This is a genomic window from Glaciihabitans sp. INWT7, assembly GCF_014217685.1.
In the GTDB taxonomy this organism is placed as follows: Bacteria; Actinomycetota; Actinomycetes; order Actinomycetales; family Microbacteriaceae; genus Lacisediminihabitans.
Window position 1 is genome coordinate 168492 of record NZ_CP043653.1, and the last position, 18980, is coordinate 187471.

20 protein-coding genes are annotated in these 18980 nt (G+C 66.2%); 8 read left to right on the forward strand and 12 right to left on the reverse strand.

Annotated elements, in window-relative coordinates; genetic code table 11:
- The first annotated feature begins 24 nt into the window (after positions 1–24).
- Positions 25–1074, forward strand: coding sequence for a biotin/lipoate A/B protein ligase family protein (locus F1C58_RS00805; RefSeq protein WP_185202172.1), 1050 nt, complete (start codon positions 25–27; stop codon positions 1072–1074).
- A gap of 60 nt (positions 1075–1134) precedes the next feature.
- The gene (locus F1C58_RS00810; RefSeq protein WP_185202173.1) at positions 1135–1443 is read left to right on the forward strand and encodes a hypothetical protein; all 309 of its coding nucleotides are present in this window, start codon (positions 1135–1137) and stop codon (positions 1441–1443) included.
- Between the two features lie 190 nt (positions 1444–1633).
- On the opposite strand, the gene F1C58_RS00815 is transcribed toward F1C58_RS00810, so the two are convergent.
- Positions 1634–1921 carry a GNAT family N-acetyltransferase gene (locus tag F1C58_RS00815; protein ID WP_185202174.1) on the reverse strand — a complete coding sequence of 96 codons (288 nt, stop codon included), beginning with the start codon at positions 1919–1921 and terminating at the stop codon, positions 1634–1636.
- Positions 1922–1990: 69 nt separating this feature from the next.
- Here F1C58_RS00815 and F1C58_RS00820 point away from each other — a divergent pair, with 69 nt between their 5' ends.
- Complete coding sequence (locus F1C58_RS00820) at positions 1991–2842, forward strand: site-specific DNA-methyltransferase (RefSeq protein WP_185202175.1); 852 nt, start codon at positions 1991–1993, stop codon at positions 2840–2842.
- 16 nt (positions 2843–2858) lie between these two features.
- Here F1C58_RS00820 and F1C58_RS00825 read toward each other — a convergent pair whose 3' ends face one another.
- The 3 genes from F1C58_RS00825 to F1C58_RS00835 form a co-directional block, all read right to left on the reverse strand.
- Entirely contained in the window at positions 2859–3506 is a 648-nt protein-coding gene (locus F1C58_RS00825; RefSeq protein WP_185202176.1) for a hypothetical protein, read from the reverse strand.
- A 75-nt stretch (positions 3507–3581) separates the two neighbouring features.
- Positions 3582–4451, reverse strand: a complete 870-nt coding sequence (locus F1C58_RS00830; protein WP_185202177.1) for an aldo/keto reductase family oxidoreductase — start codon at positions 4449–4451, stop codon at positions 3582–3584.
- A gap of 101 nt (positions 4452–4552) precedes the next feature.
- Positions 4553–4960: a helix-turn-helix domain-containing protein gene (locus F1C58_RS00835; protein ID WP_255461183.1), complete on the reverse strand. Its 408-nt coding sequence runs from the start codon at positions 4958–4960 to the stop codon at positions 4553–4555.
- Positions 4961–5081: 121 nt separating this feature from the next.
- Between F1C58_RS00835 and F1C58_RS00840 the strand changes: the two genes are divergently transcribed.
- On the forward strand, positions 5082–5447 hold the full coding sequence (locus F1C58_RS00840) for a DoxX family protein (protein WP_185202178.1): 366 nt from the start codon (positions 5082–5084) through the stop codon (positions 5445–5447).
- Positions 5448–5455: 8 nt separating this feature from the next.
- Here F1C58_RS00840 and F1C58_RS00845 read toward each other — a convergent pair whose 3' ends face one another.
- The 6 genes from F1C58_RS00845 to F1C58_RS00870 all read right to left on the reverse strand — a co-directional run bounded on the left by F1C58_RS00845 (position 5456) and on the right by F1C58_RS00870 (position 13360).
- Positions 5456–6478: a LacI family DNA-binding transcriptional regulator gene (locus F1C58_RS00845; RefSeq protein WP_185202179.1), complete on the reverse strand. Its 1023-nt coding sequence runs from the start codon at positions 6476–6478 to the stop codon at positions 5456–5458.
- A 41-nt stretch (positions 6479–6519) separates the two neighbouring features.
- On the reverse strand, positions 6520–7959 hold the full coding sequence (locus tag F1C58_RS00850; protein WP_185203912.1) for a GH1 family beta-glucosidase: 1440 nt from the start codon (positions 7957–7959) through the stop codon (positions 6520–6522).
- 29 nt (positions 7960–7988) lie between these two features.
- Positions 7989–8852, reverse strand: a complete 864-nt coding sequence (locus F1C58_RS00855) for a carbohydrate ABC transporter permease (RefSeq protein WP_370543675.1) — start codon at positions 8850–8852, stop codon at positions 7989–7991.
- Positions 8849–9808, reverse strand: a complete 960-nt coding sequence (locus tag F1C58_RS00860) for a carbohydrate ABC transporter permease (RefSeq protein WP_185202180.1) — start codon at positions 9806–9808, stop codon at positions 8849–8851. The genes F1C58_RS00855 and F1C58_RS00860 overlap by 4 nt, the downstream gene beginning before the upstream one ends.
- Before the next feature lie 84 nt (positions 9809–9892).
- Positions 9893–11170, reverse strand: coding sequence for an ABC transporter substrate-binding protein (locus F1C58_RS00865; protein ID WP_185202181.1), 1278 nt, complete (start codon positions 11168–11170; stop codon positions 9893–9895).
- A gap of 261 nt (positions 11171–11431) precedes the next feature.
- Complete coding sequence (locus tag F1C58_RS00870; RefSeq protein ID WP_255461185.1) at positions 11432–13360, reverse strand: MDR family MFS transporter; 1929 nt, start codon at positions 13358–13360, stop codon at positions 11432–11434.
- 172 nt (positions 13361–13532) lie between these two features.
- Here F1C58_RS00870 and F1C58_RS00875 point away from each other — a divergent pair, with 172 nt between their 5' ends.
- Positions 13533–14318, forward strand: a complete 786-nt coding sequence (locus F1C58_RS00875) for a M15 family metallopeptidase (protein WP_255461186.1) — start codon at positions 13533–13535, stop codon at positions 14316–14318.
- Between the two features lie 89 nt (positions 14319–14407).
- Here F1C58_RS00875 and pgm read toward each other — a convergent pair whose 3' ends face one another.
- Positions 14408–16027 carry a phosphoglucomutase (alpha-D-glucose-1,6-bisphosphate-dependent) gene (gene pgm / locus F1C58_RS00880; RefSeq protein WP_185202182.1) on the reverse strand — a complete coding sequence of 540 codons (1620 nt, stop codon included), beginning with the start codon at positions 16025–16027 and terminating at the stop codon, positions 14408–14410.
- A gap of 197 nt (positions 16028–16224) precedes the next feature.
- Between pgm and pheA the strand changes: the two genes are divergently transcribed.
- The 3 genes from pheA to F1C58_RS00895 all read left to right on the forward strand — a co-directional run bounded on the left by pheA (position 16225) and on the right by F1C58_RS00895 (position 17995).
- The gene (gene pheA, locus F1C58_RS00885) at positions 16225–17160 is read left to right on the forward strand and encodes a prephenate dehydratase (protein ID WP_185202183.1); all 936 of its coding nucleotides are present in this window, start codon (positions 16225–16227) and stop codon (positions 17158–17160) included.
- 80 nt (positions 17161–17240) lie between these two features.
- Positions 17241–17720, forward strand: coding sequence for a hypothetical protein (locus tag F1C58_RS00890; RefSeq protein ID WP_185202184.1), 480 nt, complete (start codon positions 17241–17243; stop codon positions 17718–17720).
- Positions 17717–17995, forward strand: coding sequence for a hypothetical protein (locus F1C58_RS00895; RefSeq protein ID WP_185202185.1), 279 nt, complete (start codon positions 17717–17719; stop codon positions 17993–17995). The genes F1C58_RS00890 and F1C58_RS00895 overlap by 4 nt, the downstream gene beginning before the upstream one ends.
- Here F1C58_RS00895 and F1C58_RS00900 read toward each other — a convergent pair.
- Positions 17973–18953, reverse strand: a complete 981-nt coding sequence (locus F1C58_RS00900; RefSeq protein WP_185202186.1) for a diacylglycerol kinase family protein — start codon at positions 18951–18953, stop codon at positions 17973–17975. The genes F1C58_RS00895 and F1C58_RS00900 overlap by 23 nt on opposite strands.
- Positions 18954–18980: the final 27 nt, after the last annotated feature.

An 18980-nucleotide genomic window follows, 5' to 3' on the forward strand; every position in this document is an offset into this window, starting at 1 on the left:
ATCCGCGCGACGAAAGGCACAGCAATGCACGGTGAGTACAAGGTCCCCGGCGGCAAGCTCGTGGTCGTCGACCTCGACGTGATCGACCACCGCATCGCCAACTTCCGCCTCGCCGGAGACTTCTTCCTCGAGCCGGATGATGCGCTCGCCCTGATCAACGACGCCGTCAACGGTCTCGCAGAAGACAGCGACGCCTCCACGATCTCGTTCGCGGTGCAGGGCGCACTGCCCGACGACGTGATGATGCTCGGATTCTCGCCGGATGCGGTTGCGGTCGCCGTGCGGCGCTCGCTCGCCCGGGCCACCAGCTGGACCGACTACGACTGGCAGCTCATCCACGGTGCCGCCTATCCGCCCGTGCTGCAGATGGCGATAGACCAGGTTCTCTCTGAGGAGGTCGGGGCCGGTCGCCGCAAGCCGACATTGCGCATCTGGGAGTGGAACGAGCCCGGGGTGGTGATCGGCAGCTTCCAGTCGGTGAAGAATGAGGTCGATCTCGAGAACGCGGCGAAGTACGGTTTCCAGGTGGTTCGTCGCGTCAGCGGCGGGGGTGCCATGTTCATGGAGGCCGGATCGGTCATCACGTATTCGATCTACGCACCGACGGACCTCGTGCACGGCATGACCTTCGCCGACTCCTATGCCTTTCTCGACGAGTGGGTCATCACCGCACTCAAATCGCTGGGGATCGACGCCTCCTACCAGCCGCTCAACGACATCACGAGCCCGAGCGGCAAGATCGGCGGAGCCGCCCAGAAGCGACTGGGCACCGGAGCGGTGCTGCACCACGTGACCATGAGCTACGACATGGATGGCGACCGCATGGTGGAGGTGCTGCGCATCGGCCGCGAGAAGATGAGCGACAAGGGCACGAAGAGCGCGAACAAGCGCGTCGATCCGCTGCGCAGCCAGACCGGACTCAGCCGGGCCCAGATCATCGAGCGCATGGAGCAGACCTTCACTCGGCTGTACGGCGCGACCGCGGACGACGTCACTGCCGACGAGCTCGCCCGCGCACAGCAGCTCGTGGAGGAGAAATTCGCGACGGATGACTGGCTCTACCGGGTGCCGTGATTCGCCGATATCCGCCTCAAGGATGACTCCTTCCGCCGGAGCGTCCCGTAACCTTGAGGGGTGAACTGGTGGATCTTCGGGGGTGTGGTCGTCGGCCTTGTGCTGTTCGGCATCCTCGGCCAGCGCTTCGGGCTCATCGACATCGTCGGCAAGAGCAAGTCGCGCAGCGCCGGAAACGGCGCCGGACTAATGGGCATCGGAGACGAGATCTTCGCACCGGCCCGACACGAGGCGGCGATCGAGATGGATCGCCAGACCATCCTTCCCGCCCCTGTTCCGGTTGCCGGTGATCCGGTGCGTCCCTCGGAAGAGGCCGGCATCTACCGTGGTCGCGTCACGATCGACCTCGGGCGCGCTCCTCGCGAGTAGCGCGCGGCGCCCTTCAGCCCGCCCCGAAACGCGAATCCCCTGCGCCAGCGAGTAGCCGGGAGCGGATGACACCGCCGACACGCTCGTCGCCGGGAGCGACGCGCCGGCTCCGCGGCCGAAAATCCGCCCTCAGCAAGCCGTTCGCCGAGAATCTCCAATGGAGCGAACTGCCCGGGCTGCCGTCAGACCCTCAGGCGCGCTGCTCGAGCTCCTGGTACTCCGGATGGCGACTCAACCAGGTCACCACATAGGGGCATTCGGCCACGACACGGTAGTCGGTGTCGGTGCGGATGTGATCGAGCACCGACTGCACCATCTCCGACGCGAGACCGGCACCGCGCATCGATGGATCGATCTCGGTATGGGTGATGTGGATGTCTCGGTCCCGGAGTTGGTAGTCGGTGAGTCCGACCTCGACGCCGTCTTTGGTGAAGACGTAACGGTTCTGGGCTGGGAGGTGCTGCACGGCAGTGGACATCACACGAGACTACGTTCGGCGCCCGGGCAGCGCAAAGGGATTGACTTGCGGGTGCGGGAGAATAAGAGGATGCCCGCCGCCTGGACGCCCGAATCACCCGATCGCGTGATCCACGATGACAACCTCGCGGCCGTCGCGGCGCTGCCCGACGGCGCTTTCACCCTGGTCTACCTCGACCCGCCCTTCAACACGGGGCGCTCGCAGGCCCGGCAGTCCACGACGAGCGTGCGCTCCGCGACGGGCCCGATCCGCGGGTTCAAGGGGCAGCAATACGAGCGCATCCGCGGCGACCTGATGAGCTATGACGACCACTTCGAGGACTACTGGACCTTTCTCGAGCCGCGCCTCGCCGAGGCCTGGCGTTTGCTCGCCGACGACGGCACGCTCTACCTCCACCTCGACTATCGCGAGGCCCACTACGCCAAGGTGCTGCTCGACGCGCTCTTCGGACGCGAGTGCTTTCTCAACGAGATCATCTGGGCCTACGACTACGGAGCCAAGTCCAAGAATCGCTGGCCGACGAAGCACGACACGATCCTCGTCTATGTGAAGAACCCGAAGGGGTACTACTTCGACTCGACCACCGTCGACCGCGAGCCCTATATGGCCCCGGGGCTCGTCACTCCGGAGAAGGTCGCGCTCGGTAAGCTGCCGACGGATGTCTGGTGGCACACCATCGTCTCGCCCACCGGTCGGGAGAAGACCGGCTATCCCACGCAGAAGCCGGAGGGCATCCTGCGCCGCATGATCCAGGCCTCCACCCGCGAGGGTGACTGGGTGCTCGACTTCTTCGCCGGTTCGGGCACGACCGGCGCGGTCGCCGCATCCCTCGGTCGCCGCTTCGTGCTCGTCGACGAGAGTGCGGATGCGCTCGCCGTGATCCGCGCGCGGCTCACGAAGGCCGGCGTCGCGTTCGAGTAGCCGCAGTGCTGTGGCGTTACGACAGCACGCTCACCCAGACGAGCGGCCGTGGTTCGGGCTGCTCCGGCCAGGTGCCGGCCAGTGATTGCTGTCCGGTGCCCTCGGGACCCGTCGCCCCGTCGAGCACGCGGGCGACGACCACCCGGATGCCGCCCGCCTCGACCGCCGTGGTTGCAGCGTCGTGCCGCGTGGAGATGGTGCCAGCCGAGGACGGCACAGTAGCGCCGGGATGCCCGCTTCCGGTCACTCGGGCGGAGGAATCACGCGCGACTCTCTCGCCGTCCACCTCGAAGTATTCGTCTGCCTGCACCCCGCCCGTGAACGCCGCCGCAGAGACCGCGGTCAGGTAGACGGGGTCGGCGGTGGCGTCGTACACCCACCGCGTGCCCAGCACCGAGTGCTCCGTGGTGCCGATCAGCGATTCTGTGGCGCTGGCGAGCGGCGTTGCACGGTAGGTGAGGGGCACCTGCAGCAGTGGCCCGTCGGCGACTCTCACGATGAGGGTCTCGATGCCGACCTCACCATCCGGATCGTCGTATCGATAGGACGCGACACTCGTCAGCGCCGACGTGGCGCCGCCCGGAAACCATGACTGGGTGGGAGCCCAGGCCGATACCAGTTCGATCTTCGACGGAGTCAGCTGGGCGCGGTGGAGGAGAGCCATGTGTTCGATGCTAGGCGCCCCCGGAGGGACAGTCCACCGCCAGGGGCCCCGCCGAAAGGGCGACTCAGGCGGCGGTCATTCGCCGATCGAATCGAGTTGTTCGATCGCGTCCGCCGGCAGTTCCAGCGCCGCTCCCGCCACATTGTCGTGAAGGTGGGCGAGGGAGGAGGTTCCCGGAATGAGCAGGATGTTGGGCGAGCGCTGGAGCAGCCACGCCAGCGCAACCCCCATCGGGGAGGACTCGAGGCGCTGGGCGACGGCGCTGAGCACCTCCGACTGGAGGGGGGTGAATCCGCCGAGCGGGAAGTAGGGCACGTAGGCGATGCCCTGATCGGCGAGCGAGTCGATGAGAGCGCCATCCTGGCGATGAGCGATGTTGTACATGTTCTGTACCGTCACTATCGGGGCGATGGACTGGGCCTCCGCCACCTGTTCCGCACTGACCGTGCTGACTCCGAGGTGCCGGATCAGACCCTCCTGCTGCAGTTCGGCCAGGGTGGTGAAGGGCTCCGCGATGGATCCGGCGCTCGGCCCGTCCACGGCACCGACGCGCAGGTTCACCACCTCGAGCGCGTCGAGACCGAGGCGCGAGAGGTTGTCGTGCACGGCTTGCCGCAGTTGGTCGCGGGAGCGTGCCGGCGGCCAGTTGCCCTCGGCATCGCGCAGCGAGCCGACTTTGGTGACGAGGTGGAGGTCATCGGGGTAGGGGTGCAGCGCCTCCCTGATGATCTCGTTGGTCACGAACGGGCCGTAGAAGTCGGAGGTGTCGATGTGGTTGATCCCGAGATCGGCGACTGTGCGGAGCACCGCGACGGCTCCGGGACGGTCCGCGGGGGGACCGAAGACGTGAGGTCCGGCGAGTTGCATCGCTCCATAGCCCATGCGGGTAAGGGTCGGGCCTCCGGCGAGGGTGAAGGTTCCTCCGGGAAGTGTGGTGCTCGTCATGACAGTCCTTTCGGTGTTCTTCACTCCACTGTGCTCCGAGGTCGTCGGCGAGCCGAGAGTTCCCGGCGTCTTCGGAGCGGAAGCTCGCCCGGGAGCGATACTCAGTCGCGGGAGTCGTAGGCCGCCCGTGCGGCAGTGATGTGATCGGAACTCTCCATCGCCCAGCGCGCGAAACCGAGGGCGGGTTCGAGCAGTGTTCGCCCCAGCTCCGTGAGGCTGTATTCGACGCGCGGCGGCACCTCGGCGAAGCTCTGTCGGCTCACGAGACCGTCGCGCTCGAGCTTCTTCAGGGTGAGCGTCAGCATGCGTTGGGAAATGCCGGGCACGCGATTCTTGAGCTCGGAATAGCGCACGGCACCGTTCTCGAGCATCCCGACCACCAGAAGGGTCCACTTGTCACCGAGGTGGTCGAGCAGGTCGCGAAGGATCATGCCCTGCTCGATCGAGGCGGAACACATGCCATCCATCTCCGCGAGGTCGGCAGGCGACCTGTGAACGCTGCGTTCCATGGGCACTTCCCTGTTCGTGACGCACACTGCAGTGCGTGATCGCGGTGATGTATAAAGGCTGACGAGTCAAAAGTAACTCTAAGTGTGGCTACGCACGCATCGTAATAATCAAAGGAAATTCATGGATATCGCCCTCTGGATCACCGCCGTGCTTCTCACCGTCCTCTATCTCGGTGTCGGAGCACTCAAGCTCTTCAGGCCTAAAGACGCGTTGCAGCAGAGCATGGGATGGGTGGAGGATGCCACCGCCGGCCAGGTCAAGCTCGTCGGTGCCCTCGAACTGCTCGGTGCGCTCGGCGTGATCCTGCCCCTTTCCACCAACATCGCGCCGGTGGTCACGGCGATCGCCGCCATCGGGCTCGTGCTCGTGCAGGTCGCCGCGTTCGTGGTGCACGCTCGCCGCAAGGAACCGAAGTCCTATCCGGTCAATGCCGTGCTGCTGCTTCTCGCACTCGCCGTGGTGGCCCTGAGGTTCGCCACGCTGTAGCCGCGGGATTATGCGCTGTCGCGCTCCACGATGTGCGTCTCCATGATGCACTGGTGGTCCACGGATTCGCCGCGCAGCAGGCTGAGCATCATCTGCGCCATCTTCGCCCCCATCGCCTCGGCGGGCTGGTGGACGGTCGTGAGCTGGATGGCGCCGCTCGAAGCGGCCGGGGAATCGTCGAAGCCCACCACGGCCACATCCTCCGGCACGCTGCGACCGCGCTCGCCCAGCACGGAGACGGCACCCGTTGCCATGAGGTCGCTCGCCACGAACACCGCATCGGTGTCGGGAAAGCGGTCGAGGAGTTCGCGCATGGCGCGGGCGCCACTCAGCTGGGTGAAGTCTCCGTAGGCCACGCGGTCGACGGCGAGCCCGGCCGCCGAGAGCGCGCGAAGGGAGCCCTCGGCCCGGTCAGCCCCGGCCGGCATGTCCGGTGGACCGGCGATGATGCCGACGTGCTTTCGTCCGCGATCGATCAGGTATTGGGTGCCCCGGGCCGCCGCGGCGGCGTTGTCGACATCCACGAAATACGCCGGCGGATCATCGAATCGCATCGGGCGCCCGTTGTAGACCACCGGAATCGTGTCTTGCAGCGTCGCGAGAAACTCGTTGCCGGAGTGGTGGGACACCACGAAAGCCCCGTCGACGTTGCCCCCGGTGAGGTAGCGGATGGTCTTCTCACTCGGTCGGGACTGGGCGAGCTGCAGGGTGAGAACGTAGTCGCTGCGGTCGAGCTCGCGAGTGATTCCCTGTACGATCGCCGCGAAGTAGGGGTCTCCGAAGAAGCGGCTGGTCTCCTCGGGGATCACCAGCGCGATCGCGAGGGTACGGGCGTTGGCGAGCGAGCGTGCCGCCCGGTTGGGACTGTAGTTGAGGGCGCGGATCGCCTCCTGCACCGCCTCGAGCACCTCGGGGCTCACCTGGCTCGACCCGTTCACCACCCGCGACACCGTGGATCGAGACACGCCGGCGGCCGCCGCCACGGCCTCAAGGGTCGGCACGACTCGTCTTGCCGACGGCGCGATACTCATCTGCCCGAAGTCTAGCCAGAGCCGGCGGGCCGTCGGCTGCGCTACAGCGCGCGTTCGCCGATGATCCGCGAGTACTCGATGGCGCTGGCCTTCGGAGTGCGGGCCTGGCTCTCGTAGTCCACTCTCACGATCCCGAACCGCTTGTCGTATCCCCAGGCCCACTCGAAGTTGTCGAGCAGCGACCAGTAGAAGTAGCCCTTCACCGGCACGCCGTCGTCGACGGCATCGAGGATGGCATCGAGGTGGGCGGTGAGGAAGCTTCGGCGGTCGGCGTCGTCGACCGAGCCATCCGCGAGAACGACGTCGTCGTAGGCCGCGCCGTTCTCGGTGACCGCGATGGCGACGCCCGCTGGGCCGCTGTATTCGTCGTGCACACGACGGAGGAGGCGAGTGAGGCCCTCCGGCTGCACATCCCAGTCCATGGCGGTCTGCGGAAGTCCGCGCGAGTGCCAGTAGACGCCGTCGGCGGCGGGGAATGGCGATCGCTTGGGACGCTCGGACGGCGCCGCTGTGGTGGTCTCCTGCGCTCCGGGCTTCGCGCTCACGAATTCACCGTGGTAATAGTTGACGCCGAGTGCATCGATGGGTGTCGAGATGATGCCCAGGTCTCCGGGCTGCACGACGGTCTCGAAGCCGTTGCCCGCGACATCCTGGAGCACGTCTTCCGGATACTCGCCCCGGAAGATCGGATCGAGGAAGAACCGGTTGAACTGGCCGTCGATGCGCCGGGCGGCATCCAGATCCCCGGCGTCGTCGGGATCCACCGGGTCGGCCACCGTGAGGTTGAGGGTGATGCCGAGCTGCAGGGCGGGGTCGCGTTTACGCAGCTCCTGGATGACCAGTCCGTGGCCGAGCAGAAGGTGGTGTGCCGCCGCGAGGCCGGCGGGCACATCCTGGCGGCCCGGGGCATGCTCTCCGCCGATATAGCTGAGGAAGGAGGCGCACCACGGTTCGTTGAGGGTGGTCCAGGCATCCACCCGGTCACCGAGCACGTCGTGCACCGTGGCCGCGTATTCGGCGAACCGGTAGGCGGTGTCGCGATTCGCCCAGCCGCCCTTATCCTCGAGGGCCTGCGGCAGATCCCAGTGATACAGGGTGAGCCACGGTTTGATGTTCTTCTCGAGCAACTGGTCCACCAGCTTGGAGTAGAAAGCGAGCCCCTGCTTGTTGACCTGCCCCCCGTCCGGGCGCACGCGCGACCAGGAGGTGGAGAAGCGGTAGGTCTGCAGTCCGAGGTCGGCCATGAGCGCAACGTCGTCCGCGTAGCGGTGGTAGTGATCGCAGGCGACTTCGCCGTTGTCGGCGTGTACTACGGCGCCGGGAACGCGGCAGAAGACATCCCAGATCGAGTCGGTGCGGCCCTCTTCGTGGGCCGCTCCCTCGATCTGGTACGCGGCGGTCGCGGCTCCGAACAGGAAGTCCTGTGGAAATGCGCGGGTGGTAGCTGGCCCGGCAGCGGGGTTGATGGTCACGGGGGCCATCCTCTCGGTAATCGTCGTCTCGAAGCTCGTCATCCCTTTACGGCTCCCTGCATTATGCCCGCGACCAGTTGCTTTCCGGCGATCACGAACAGGGCGATGAGAGGGAGTGTCGCCAGCAGCACGCCGGCGAGCACGATCGAGTAGTCGATGAAGTAGTTCGCCTGCAGCGTCGCAAGCGACACCGGCAGGGTCGGATTGTCTGCGTTCAGCACGATGAATGGCCAGAAGAAGTTGGTCCAGGTGGTGATGAAGGTGAAGAGCGCGAGCATCGCCGCGGCCGGTCGGGCGGAGGGCAGGCCGATGTACCAGAAGGTCTGGAACATGCTGGCGCCGTCGATCCGCCCCGCCTCCACCAGCTCGTCGGGCAGTGCCTGTCCGATGTACTGCGTCATCCAGAACACGCCGAACGCGCTCACCAGCGCGGGCACGATCACCGCTCCGAGGGTGCCGGTCCAGCCGAAGGTCGACATGGCGATGAAGAGCGGCACGACGCCGAGCTGGGTCGGCACGGCGGTCGTGGCGATCACGAACACCAGCAGGCCCTTCTTGGCGCGGAACCGCAGCTTTGCGAAGGAATAGCCGGCGAGGGTGGAGAAGAAGACCACGGATGCCGAGACGACACTCGAGACGATCACGCTGTTGCCGAGCGACTTCCAGAAGTTGACGCTCTGATTGCCGATCACCGATGCGGCGTTGGCGAAGAAGTTGCCGCCCGGCCACCACGACATGTTCGGGTCGTTGATCGTGGACGAGTCCCCGCTTCCGATGAGCAAAGACCAGTAGAGCGGAAAGACGGACGCGACCATCACGATCGCGAGGAACACATAGACGATCGGACTCGGGCGTCCGATCGTGATCGGGCGAATTCGGCGCCGGAGGGGGGAGATGGTCACGAGTCGCGTCCTTCGTTGCTGGCAATCCGGCGGGTGATTGCGAGGTTGATGAGCCCGATCAGCACGATCACCAGGAACAGGAGCCAGGCGACCGCCGCGGCCCGGCCGAAGTTGAGTTGGCCCCAGCCGAGGTTGTAGAGGTAGATGGTGAGGGTGAGCCACTGGCTGTTGGCCCCTCCGGTGCCGTACTGGTCGAAGAGCCGGGGCTCGTCGAAGATCTGGAGCCCGCCGATCGTCGCGGTGATGATCACGAAGATGAGCGTCGGCCGCAACTGCGGGATGGTGATCGAGAAGAACCGCCGAAGCGCGCCGGCGCCGTCGATGGTCGCGGCTTCGTAGTAGTCGCGCGGGATGGCCTGCATGCCGGCGAGCAGGATGAGGGCGTTGTATCCGGTCCAGCGGAAGTTGACCATGGAGGCGATCGCGAACTGGCTGGCGAGCGGATTCGAGTGCCATGGGATGCCGGGGATCCCGAGGTGCGCGAGCAGGGTGTTGACGAGGCCGTACTTGTCGCCGTACATGTTGCTGAAGATGAGCGAGACCGCCACCGGCATCACGACGTAGGGAAGAAGCACCCCCATGCGCCAGAAGGTCTTGCCGCGCAGGTTGGTGTCGAGCACCGCGGCGATCACTATCGCGACGACGATCTGCGGCACCGACGAGAGCAGGAAGATGCTGAAGGTGTTGCGCAGGGCGATCCAGAATTTCTGCTGCTGGAGCACCCAGACGAAGTTGTCCCCACCAACGAAACCGCCCTGGCCGCCGATGAGATCCCAGGCGTGGAGGGACACCCAACCGGTGTAGAGCAGCGGGAACAGGCCGACCACCGAGAACAGCAGGAAGAAGGGTGAGATGTAGAGATAGGGCGAGAAGCGGATGTCCCAGCGGCCGAGTTTCTGGCTGAAGGCGATCCTACGGGGGGTGCGTTGCGCCGCCCGGAGCGTCGAGGTTGTCATGGAGCGAGTCCTAGGTGCGATTGCGGTGGCGAACGAGGGCCGGGTCGCCCGCAGAGGCGGGCGACCCGGGTGATGCTCGACGGACTAGCCGAGAGCCTTGATGTCGGTGACGACCTGGTTCCAGGAGTCGTCGACGGACTGGGTGCCGGTCTCGACTCGCGTGAGACCGTTCTGCACGGCGGTCATGATCGATCCGTAAGTGGCGCCCTTGAACGGGGTCACCTTCACTGCGTTGGCGCGATCGATGTAGATCTTTCCGATCTCCGCGTCATTGAAGAACGTGTTCTTCGCTCCCGTGAGGGTCGGGTCGGTGTAGGCCGCGACCTGGCTCGGGAAGGTGCCGGCGACCTTGAACGCCTTGATTTGCTGGGCGGGTGCGGTGATCCAGTCGGCGAGAGCCTTGGCCTCGGCGGTGTGCTTTCCCTGCGTGGGAACGAGCAAATACGAGCCGCCCCAGTTTCCTCCGCCGTTCGGGAACACGTTGGCGATCTTCCAGTCGGTCAGTTTCGGGGTGTCGCCCTGGATCACTCCGAGCATCCACGCCGGGCAGAGCATGGTCGCGTAGGCGCCGTTGGCCATGCCGGCCGTCCAGTTGTCGCTCCACTGGGTGAGGTGTGAGGACTCGGTCGAGCTCGCCTTCAGCACCGACTCGAAGGCCGCCTTGACGTCCGGGTTGGTGGCGGCGATGACTGTGCCGTCGTTCTTCTCGTAGAAGTTCTTGTACTGGTTGGCGAGACCCTGGAAGGTGGCTCCGGCGGAGTCGAACCAGGCGGCACCGGTCTTGGCTTCGGCGAAGGTCTTGCCGACCGAGTAGTAGGTGTTCCAGTCGCCGGTGAGGAGCTTGGCGACAGCATCGGGTTCGGTCGGCAGGCCGGCCTTCGCGAAGAGATCCGAGCGGTAGCAGATGGCCTCCGGACCGATGTCCGTGCCGAGTCCGATCTGCTTTCCGTCGGCGATTCCGCCGGCGGTCTTCCAGCTCGAGTAGCGGTCCTTGTTGTCGCTCGAGGCGAGGTCGACGAACTTGTTGGCGTACTTGCGCACCTTGGGCATCCAGTCGCCGTCGACGGCCTCGATGTCGCCGAGGCCGGATCCGGCGGCGAGCTTGGTGAAGAGGTTGGTCTGTGCGGCATCCGAGGTCGCCGCCTTGTTCTGCACGACCGTGATGTTGGGGTGGAGCTTGTGGTACTCGGCGAGGAGCGCGTCGTCGTAGCCGAAGTTGTTGAAGGTGGCGAGGGTCAGCGTGATCGGCTTGTTCGAGTCGGCTGCCGGGGTGCCGCCGGACGAGCATCCGGTGGCGATGAGGGCGAATGCTGCTGCGCCGGCGATGGCGGCAACGGCTGTTGTGCGTCGTGAAAGTTTCACGGTCACTCCTTTGTGTGCGTGGGAAGGGGTTGCGGGAGAAGCGTGGGAGCGCTCCCAAATTGCATCGTGGGAGCGCTCCCACGCGAACGCGCTAACCTTACGCAGGATGAGGGTGCACTGTCAACAAAGGAAATGCAGACCGCCGGAAATGCTGGTGGAACGAGCGTTTCCGCGGGCTAGCCTCGGCAGATCTCGAGGCGCGCACGACGAAAGGGCGGCATCCAGCAGTCGCTGGATACCGCCCTTTCGGTGAAGCGGAGATCAGACCTTCGGAGCGGATCCGATCCGGTCTCCGGCCGATCCGTCACCGGGTCGACCACCGTCGCTGTCGCGCGAGCTGGTGTCGGGCTCGAGCGGCGCGCCCATCATCTCAGCCGCCTGGGTGGCGAGGATCGCGGCATCCTGATCGGCGACCTCCTGGATGGCCGACTTCTGGCGAAGCGGGGTGGCCTTGAGGAAGAAGCTCAGGATGAACGCGACGAGCACGACGACCAGGCTCACCCAGAACCCGCGGACCATTGCGTCGGAGAAGCCGTTGAGGAACGGTGCCGCGAGCGCGTGGTTGGCGTTGTTGAGGAACGAGGTATTTCCGTCGAGAGACGTGGTGGCGCTTCCCCCTCCGGCGCTGCCCGGCGTGATCTTCGACAGCACGCTGTCCACGATCTGGTGACGCTGGGTCGCGTTGGACAGGTCGACCTGCGCGGGCAGGTTCTGCTTGATCGGGCCGACGATCGAGTCGTAGATCTTCGACATGATGCCCTTGTTGGCCGGTGCGTTGGCGATAGCCGGGTTGAGGGCCGCATCCAGGGCCGAGCGCAGAATGCCCTTGTTGGTGAAGTTGGCCTTGATGGCCCCACCGACGACGCTGAAGACCACCGAGAAGATCACGGCGACACCGAGCGTTCCACCGACCTGGCGGAAGAAGGTGGACGACGAGGTCGCCACACCGATATCGCGCGGCCCCACCGAGTTCTGGCTCGCGATGGTGAGCGTCTGCATCAGCTGCCCGAGGCCGAGACCCACCAGCAGCATCGCGCCGGCCAGTACGAGATAGTTCGTGTCGGCCTTGATGGTGGTGAAGAGCAGGAAGCCGACCACCATGAATCCGGTGCCGATGATCGGGAAGATCTTGTAGCGGCCGGTGCGGGAGATCAGCTGACCGCTCACGATCGAGGAGATCATCAGGCCGAGGATCATCGGGAGCAGCTGGAAGCCGCTCTCGGTGGGGGTCGAGCCCTTGACGAGCTGGAGGTAGAGCGGCACCGTGGAGATCGCGCCGAACATGCCGAAACCGACGAGCACACCGAGGATGGTGGCGACCGAGAAGGTCGGGGACCGGAACAGCTTCAGCGGGATGAGGGCGTCATCCCCCATCATGCGCTCAGCGACGATGAAGGCGATGATTCCGAGTCCACCGACGATGTAGCAGGCGATCGCCCCGCCGGAGGCCCAGCCCCAGTCGCGACCCTGCTCTGCAACGAGCAGCAGGGGGGCGACGGCCATGATCACGGTCGTGGCGCCCCACCAGTCGATGCGTACGCGGCGATTGATGCTGCGCTTCGGCAGGTGGAGGAACCGCAGCACCATTCCGAGCGCGATGATGCCGATCGGGATGTTGATCAGGAAGACCCAGCGCCAGCCATCGATGAAGAGGATGTACGGAGCCCCGGCGAACAGTCCGCCGATGAGCGGGCCGATGACGCTCGAGATGCCGAACACGGCGAGGAAGTAGCCCTGGTACTTGGCGCGCTCTCGCGGGGCGAGCATGTCGCCCATGATGGCGAGCGGCAGCGCCATGAGGCCGCCGGCGCCGATGCCCTGGATCGCCCGGAATCCGGCGAGTTCGAGGATCGAGGTCGAGAAGCCGGAGGCGACGGAGCCGACGATGAACACGGAGATCGCGAAGATGAACAACGGCCGGCGTCCGAAGATGTCGGAGAGCTTGCCGTAGATCGGGGTCGCGATCGTCGAGACGATCAGGTAGGCGGTGGTCACCCACGCCTGCTGGCTCAGGCCGTCGAGGTCATCCGCGATGGTGCGGATGGAGGTGCCGACCACGGTCTGGTCGAGAGCGGACAAGAACATGCCGGCCATGAGGCCGTAGAGCACGAAGAGGATCTGACGGTGAGTCATGATCCCCCCGGACTCATGGACCTCTTTGGCCCGGGTTGCTGCGTCGACGCGTGACATGGATCCTCGATCTTTATGGCGGTGGGTGTGTTAACGAAAATGGCCACTGAGGAACACGCGTCCAACAGTGGCAGAAAATCTTGCGTGGTCTGCAAAGTTACACCCACGGCAAGCCTCATGCAAGTCATCCGCGTCCCCATTCCGCGGGGGGCGCGCGGTTACTATCGAAATCGTGACTTCCCGTCGTGTGCGCCCTGTGATCGCGGCCCTGGTCGCGCTCTCCATCACCGGGATGCTCGGCGCCTGCGCCCGCGAAGCTCCGACGGTTTCGACCCGCCCGCCATCGGTCGCCCCCTCGTCACCCGAACCGAGCATCACGCCGACGGCTACGCCGACTCCTCCGGGTTTCGACAAGGCCGCCCTCTCGATCGACGACCCGAACAGCATCTGGGTGGTCGCAGACAAGCTGCGGCCGCTGAATCCCCTGACCTTCGTGCCACCGGACCTGATCGAGACACCGGTGCAGCACCTGAATCCGCCCACCCTCCGCGCGGAAGCCGCCAACGCCATCGTCACCATGTTCGCCGCGGCGAAAGCAGAGGGTGCTGGTGGCATGCAACTGCAAAGCGCCTACCGCTCCTACACCGTGCAGGTGAAGGTCTACAACGGGTACGTCGCCAGCGCGGGCAAGGCGGGCGCGGATTCGCAGAGCGCCCGCCCCGGCTTCAGCGAACACCAGTCGGGGTTGGCCGCCGACATCAGCGCCGTGCCGCTCACCTGCGCACTCGCCGCGTGCTTCGGCCAGACCCCCCAGGGGATCTGGCTCGCGGCCAACGCCTACCGGTTCGGCTTCGTGCTGCGCTACCCCGCGGACAAGACGGCGGTGACCGGATACATCTACGAACCGTGGCACTTTCGCTACGTCGGTGTCGCGCTCGCCACGGAGATGAAACGCTCGGGTGTCACGACGCTGGAGGAGTTCTTCGGACTGCCGGCGGCCCCGACCTACGCGCCGTAGCGTCGCTGGTCGAGGGGCCCCGCTGGTCGAGTAGGCAGTCCGTGGCCGTATCAGACCCGAGTTCGCCCCGGTATCGCTCGGTCTGGGGTTCAGCCGCCCAGCGCCGCATCCACGATGGTCTTCGCCTCGGCCTGCACCCGCTTGAGGTGCTCCGCCCCGAGGAACGACTCGGCATAGATCTTGTACACGTCTTCAGTGCCGCTCGGCCGGGCGGCGAACCACGCGTGCTCCGTCACGACCTTGACCCCACCGATCGCCGCACCGTTGCCCGGCGCCTCGCTGAGCTTCGCGATGATCGTCTCGCCGGCGAGTTCCGTCGCCTCGATCGCGGAGCCGTTCAGCTTGCCCAGCGCGGCCTTCTGCGCCTTGCTTGCCACCGCATCCACCCGCTCGTAGGCGGGCGAACCGTATTTCTCGGTGAGCTCGGTATACAGCTGACTCGGCGACTTGCCGGTGACGGCGATGATCTCGCTCGCGAGAAGCGCGAGCTGGATGCCGTCCTTATCGGTGGTCCACACCGTGCCGTCCTTGCGCAGGAAGCTCGCCCCGGCCGACTCCTCGCCCCCGAAGGCGACGGATCCGTCGACGAGTCCGGGCACGAACCACTTGAAGCCCACCGGCACCTCCCAGAGTCGGCGACCGATGGACTCGGCGACGAGGTCGATCATCGAGCTCGAGACGAGGGTCTTGCCGATCGCGGCATCCGCATCCCACTGTGGCCGGTGGCTGTAGAGGTACTGGATCGCGACGGCCAGGTAGTGATTGGGGTTCATGAGGCCGCCATCCGGGGTCACGATTCCGTGACGGTCGGCGTCGGCGTCGTTGCCGGTGACCACGTCGTAGTCGTCCCTGTGCACGAGCACGCTCGCCATGACCGATGCCGAGGACGGGTCCATGCGGATCTTGCCATCCCAGTCCAGCGTCATGAATCCCCACTGCGGGTCGACTCCGGGATTGACGACCGTGAGGTCCAGTCCGTAGCGCTCGGCGATCGCGCTCCAGTAGTGAACGCTCGCGCCCCCGAGCGGATCGGCGCCGATGTGCACCCCCGCCTTCTTGATCGCTTCGACATCGATGATGTTCTCGAGGTCGTTCACGTAGTTGCCGCGGTAGTCGTAGGTGCCGACGCCGGAAGGCTCGGCTCGCTTCACGGCGTGACTGCCCTCGGCGATGATCTCGTTGGCGCGGTTCGCGATCCAGTTGGTGGCGTCGCTGTCGGCCGGTCCGCCGTGGGGCGGGTTGTACTTGAAGCCGCCGTCGCGGGGCGGGTTGTGACTGGGGGTCACGACGATGCCATCGGCCTGTGCCGCCGGCCCGGAGGCGTTGTACTTGATAATCGCGTGGCTGAGCGCAGGCGTCGGCACGAAGTCGTCGAACTCGTCGACGAGCGCGTCGATTCCGTTGGCGACCAGCACCTCGAGGGCGGTCGTCTGAGCCGGGCGGCTGAGCGCGTGGGTGTCCCCGCCGATGAAGAGCGGCCCGGTGATGCCCTGGCCGGCGCGGTACTCAACGATCGCCTGGGTGATCGCCGCGATGTGCGTCTCGTTGAACGCGCTGTCGAGGCTCGAGCCGCGATGCCCGGAGGTGCCGAACACCACCTTCTGCTCCGCGATGCTCACATCCGGCACCAGTTCGTAATACGCCGCATGAAGCGCGGTGAGGTCGACGAGATCGGATTCCTTGGCGGGCTGGCCAGCGCGTGCATTCATGCGCCAAGTCTGTCATCCGACGGCCGGTCGCCATAGGCGCAGCTGGCATTCCGCTCCTTGCACAACTCCTGCAGTCTGCGCCTCGGCTGCGCCCGGCGCCCGCCTCTCCGGGGGGCACCCGGTGCTGCGCCGCCAACTGCAGGAGTTACGCCGGGCGAGGGAGGGTGACGACGGGCCGAGCCAATAAGCTCGGCGCTATGCCGCATCCGACGAACGCCGACGACAGCTACTCGTACCTAGGCCCCGCTGGCACCTTCACCGAGGCCGCGCTCGCCCAGGTGGCGGACGCCGCGGGCAAGACCTGGCAGCCGGTCAACAACGTCGGCCAGGCCCTCGACGACGTCGTCTCGGGGCGCAGCACAGCGGCGATGATCGCGATCGAGAACTCGATCGAAGGCGGGGTGAGTGCGAGCCAGGATGCGCTCGCCAGCATCCCGAACCTTCGCATCATCGGCGAGTACCTCGTGCCGGTGAACTTCGTGCTCGTGGCCCGGCCCGGCACCCACTTGAAGGATGTGCGGGTCGTCAACGCCCATCCGGTCGCCTATGCGCAGTGTCACCTCTGGCTCGATGCGACCCTGCCGAAGCACGGCCACCTCCCGGCTACCTCCAACGTGGCCGCCGCGGCCTCCCTGCTGTCGGACACGACGGCGGATGCCGCGATCGCGCCCCCCGGGATCACCGACCACTACCCGCTTGATGTTCTCGCCCGCGAGATCGGCGACAACCCCCACGCCGTCACCCGGTTCGTGCTCGTGAGCCGCACGACCCGGCTGCCCGCGCCCACCGGTTCTGACAAGACCAGCGTGATCGTGGAGCTGCCGGATGACACGGCCGGCCGGTTGCTCGAGATGCTCGAGCAGTTCGCCACCCGCGGGGTCAACATGAGCCTGCTCGCTTCCCGCCCGATCGGCGACGCCCTCGGGCGCTACCGTTTCGTGATCGACCTCGACGGGCACCTCCACGACGAACGGGTGGCGGATGCCCTGCTCGGACTCAAACGATTCAGCCCGAACGTGACCTTCCTCGGGTCGTATCCCCGCGCCGACAAGCTGGCCATCACGGTCACTCCGCGCTACGACGATCGGGCGTTCACCGCGGCGCGGGAGTGGCTTGATTCACTGGAGTCCTGAGCGCGAGCGTGTTCGCGGGCGGCTCCGTTCGGGCGGCTCGGCGTCGTGACGATCGCTCGAGAGTCGAGCATGATGGGGGCATGGAGAGCGAATCACCGTCTATCGATCCTCGCTACCGGCCGGAATTCCAGCGCGGCTACCGCGGGTCCGCGGCGTCGATCCCTGCCGCCTCGATGCCGGTCGTGGATGATTCGGCCAAGGTCGGGATGCCTCCCGCCGCGACTGTCGCAGTCGAATCTGTAGTCGAATCCGTCATCGCGGTCGACCCGCGGCTGGTCGAGCCGGAGGTCGCCGAGCCGGAGCAGACCGAGCGGCGCCGAAACCCCTACGCGCTCGTGATCCCGGTGGTCGCGCTCGGGTTCGTGATCCTCGGCACGTGGCTGCTGGTCTCCCAGTTCGTCTGGTCGTACTCCGGCGCCTTCGGGTCCGACAATTCCGTCGAGAGGCGATTCAGCGGTGTGCTGTCGTACGTCTTCGCGGCCCCGCTGGTCACCGTCGGTCTGGGCTCCCTGGTCGGCTACGGATTCTGGCTCGCGGTGCGAAGACGCCAGCGCCCATGAGAGCCGCGGAACGCGTGCTCATAGCGAGCGTCGGGATCCTTCTCGTGGGCGCAGTGGCACTCTGTTGGTACAACGCCAATTCTCCGCAGAGCTTCAGCAACACCGGCTCCGAGGTGCCGTGGCCGCTGGTCTGGGCGCAGATCGCGTCATCGGCGGCGTCGATCTTCGCCCTCGTCGGCCTGGCCTCGGCCGCCGGACTCCTCTTCCTGCGAGCAGTCCGATGGGCCGGAGCATCTCCCGGCGACGAAGACCCTACGCCGGAACCTTCACCGTGAGTGCTCCCGGGTCCACCCAGGCATGCACTGACTTCGCCTCGCCGAACTCATCGCCGTCGAGCTGGAACTCCTGAGGCTGCTCCACGATCATCCGCAGGTCTTTGCCGGTCGCGTAGAGCACGTCTTTCACGTCCGTTGTCAGATCGATGATGGATCGGCCGAGTGCGCTCTTGCGCAGCACGCCGTTCTCCCAGGCGACCTTGTTCCACACCTTCACCCAGCCGAACGGCCCGCTCGGCTTGAGCGCGGCGATGTCGAGCACGCCGTCGTCGGGCTTCGCATCCGGCATCAGCAGGATGCCTCCGGGCAGGGCCCCGCAATTGCCGACGATGATCGTGTGAACGCTCGTCGTGCGCTCCGGCGCCCCGTCGATGCTGAAGCGCAACTTCACGGGCTTGAGATCGGGGAGCGCTCGCACTCCGGCATCGATGTAGGCGAGCCATCCGACCGCCTTCTTGAGCTTGGGGTTGGTGAGGGCGATCATCTTCGCATCGAGGCCGAGTCCCGCCATCACGAGGAAGGCATGCTCTTCCGAAGTGCCGTCGGCCCGTTTGATCTCGGCGATCCCGAGGTCGATGGGGCGGTCGATCCCGGTGAATGCGGCCCCGATCGATGCAACCTGGTCGGTGAGGGTGAGCTCGAGGTTGCGGGCGAGCAAGTTGCCTGTGCCCGAGGGGATGAGAGCGATCGGCACGCCGGAATCACGCAGGGCCTCGGCCACCGCGCGGACGGTGCCGTCCCCACCGGCCGCGAGCACGACGGCGGCGCCCTGCTCGAGCGCCGTCTTGGTCACGCTCTGCCCGGCATCCTCCACCGACGTGGGATGCCACTGGGTCGTTCCCCAGCCCGCAGCGGCCTCGGCCTCGGCGACGTGTGCTTCGAGCTTCGCCAGGTCTACCTTGATCGGGTTGTAGATGACGGCGGCATGGCGGTCTTCGGGCTGCGGGGCGGCGGTCACGTGCTCTACGGTACGGCATTGCTCAAT

Bases quoted from the DNA above. Each gene is read 5' to 3' on its own strand.
- F1C58_RS00805 (WP_185202172.1), top strand. From the start codon at position 25: ATGCACGGTGAGTACAAGGTCCCCGGCGGCAAGCTCGTGGTCGTCGAC.
- F1C58_RS00815 (WP_185202174.1), bottom strand. From the start codon at position 1,921: ATGTCCACTGCCGTGCAGCACCTCCCAGCCCAGAACCGTTACGTCTTC.
- F1C58_RS00820 (WP_185202175.1), top strand. From the start codon at position 1,991: ATGCCCGCCGCCTGGACGCCCGAATCACCCGATCGCGTGATCCACGAT.
- F1C58_RS00825 (WP_185202176.1), bottom strand. From the start codon at position 3,506: ATGGCTCTCCTCCACCGCGCCCAGCTGACTCCGTCGAAGATCGAACTG.
- F1C58_RS00830 (WP_185202177.1), bottom strand. From the start codon at position 4,451: ATGACGAGCACCACACTTCCCGGAGGAACCTTCACCCTCGCCGGAGGC.
- F1C58_RS00835 (WP_255461183.1), bottom strand. From the start codon at position 4,960: ATGGAACGCAGCGTTCACAGGTCGCCTGCCGACCTCGCGGAGATGGAT.
- F1C58_RS00840 (WP_185202178.1), top strand. From the start codon at position 5,082: ATGGATATCGCCCTCTGGATCACCGCCGTGCTTCTCACCGTCCTCTAT.
- F1C58_RS00845 (WP_185202179.1), bottom strand. From the start codon at position 6,478: ATGAGTATCGCGCCGTCGGCAAGACGAGTCGTGCCGACCCTTGAGGCC.
- F1C58_RS00850 (WP_185203912.1), bottom strand. From the start codon at position 7,959: ATGGCCCCCGTGACCATCAACCCCGCTGCCGGGCCAGCTACCACCCGC.
- F1C58_RS00860 (WP_185202180.1), bottom strand. From the start codon at position 9,808: ATGACAACCTCGACGCTCCGGGCGGCGCAACGCACCCCCCGTAGGATC.
- F1C58_RS00870 (WP_255461185.1), bottom strand. From the start codon at position 13,360: ATGTCACGCGTCGACGCAGCAACCCGGGCCAAAGAGGTCCATGAGTCC.
- pgm (WP_185202182.1), bottom strand. From the start codon at position 16,027: ATGAATGCACGCGCTGGCCAGCCCGCCAAGGAATCCGATCTCGTCGAC.
- pheA (WP_185202183.1), top strand. From the start codon at position 16,225: ATGCCGCATCCGACGAACGCCGACGACAGCTACTCGTACCTAGGCCCC.
- F1C58_RS00890 (WP_185202184.1), top strand. From the start codon at position 17,241: ATGGAGAGCGAATCACCGTCTATCGATCCTCGCTACCGGCCGGAATTC.
- F1C58_RS00895 (WP_185202185.1), top strand. From the start codon at position 17,717: ATGAGAGCCGCGGAACGCGTGCTCATAGCGAGCGTCGGGATCCTTCTC.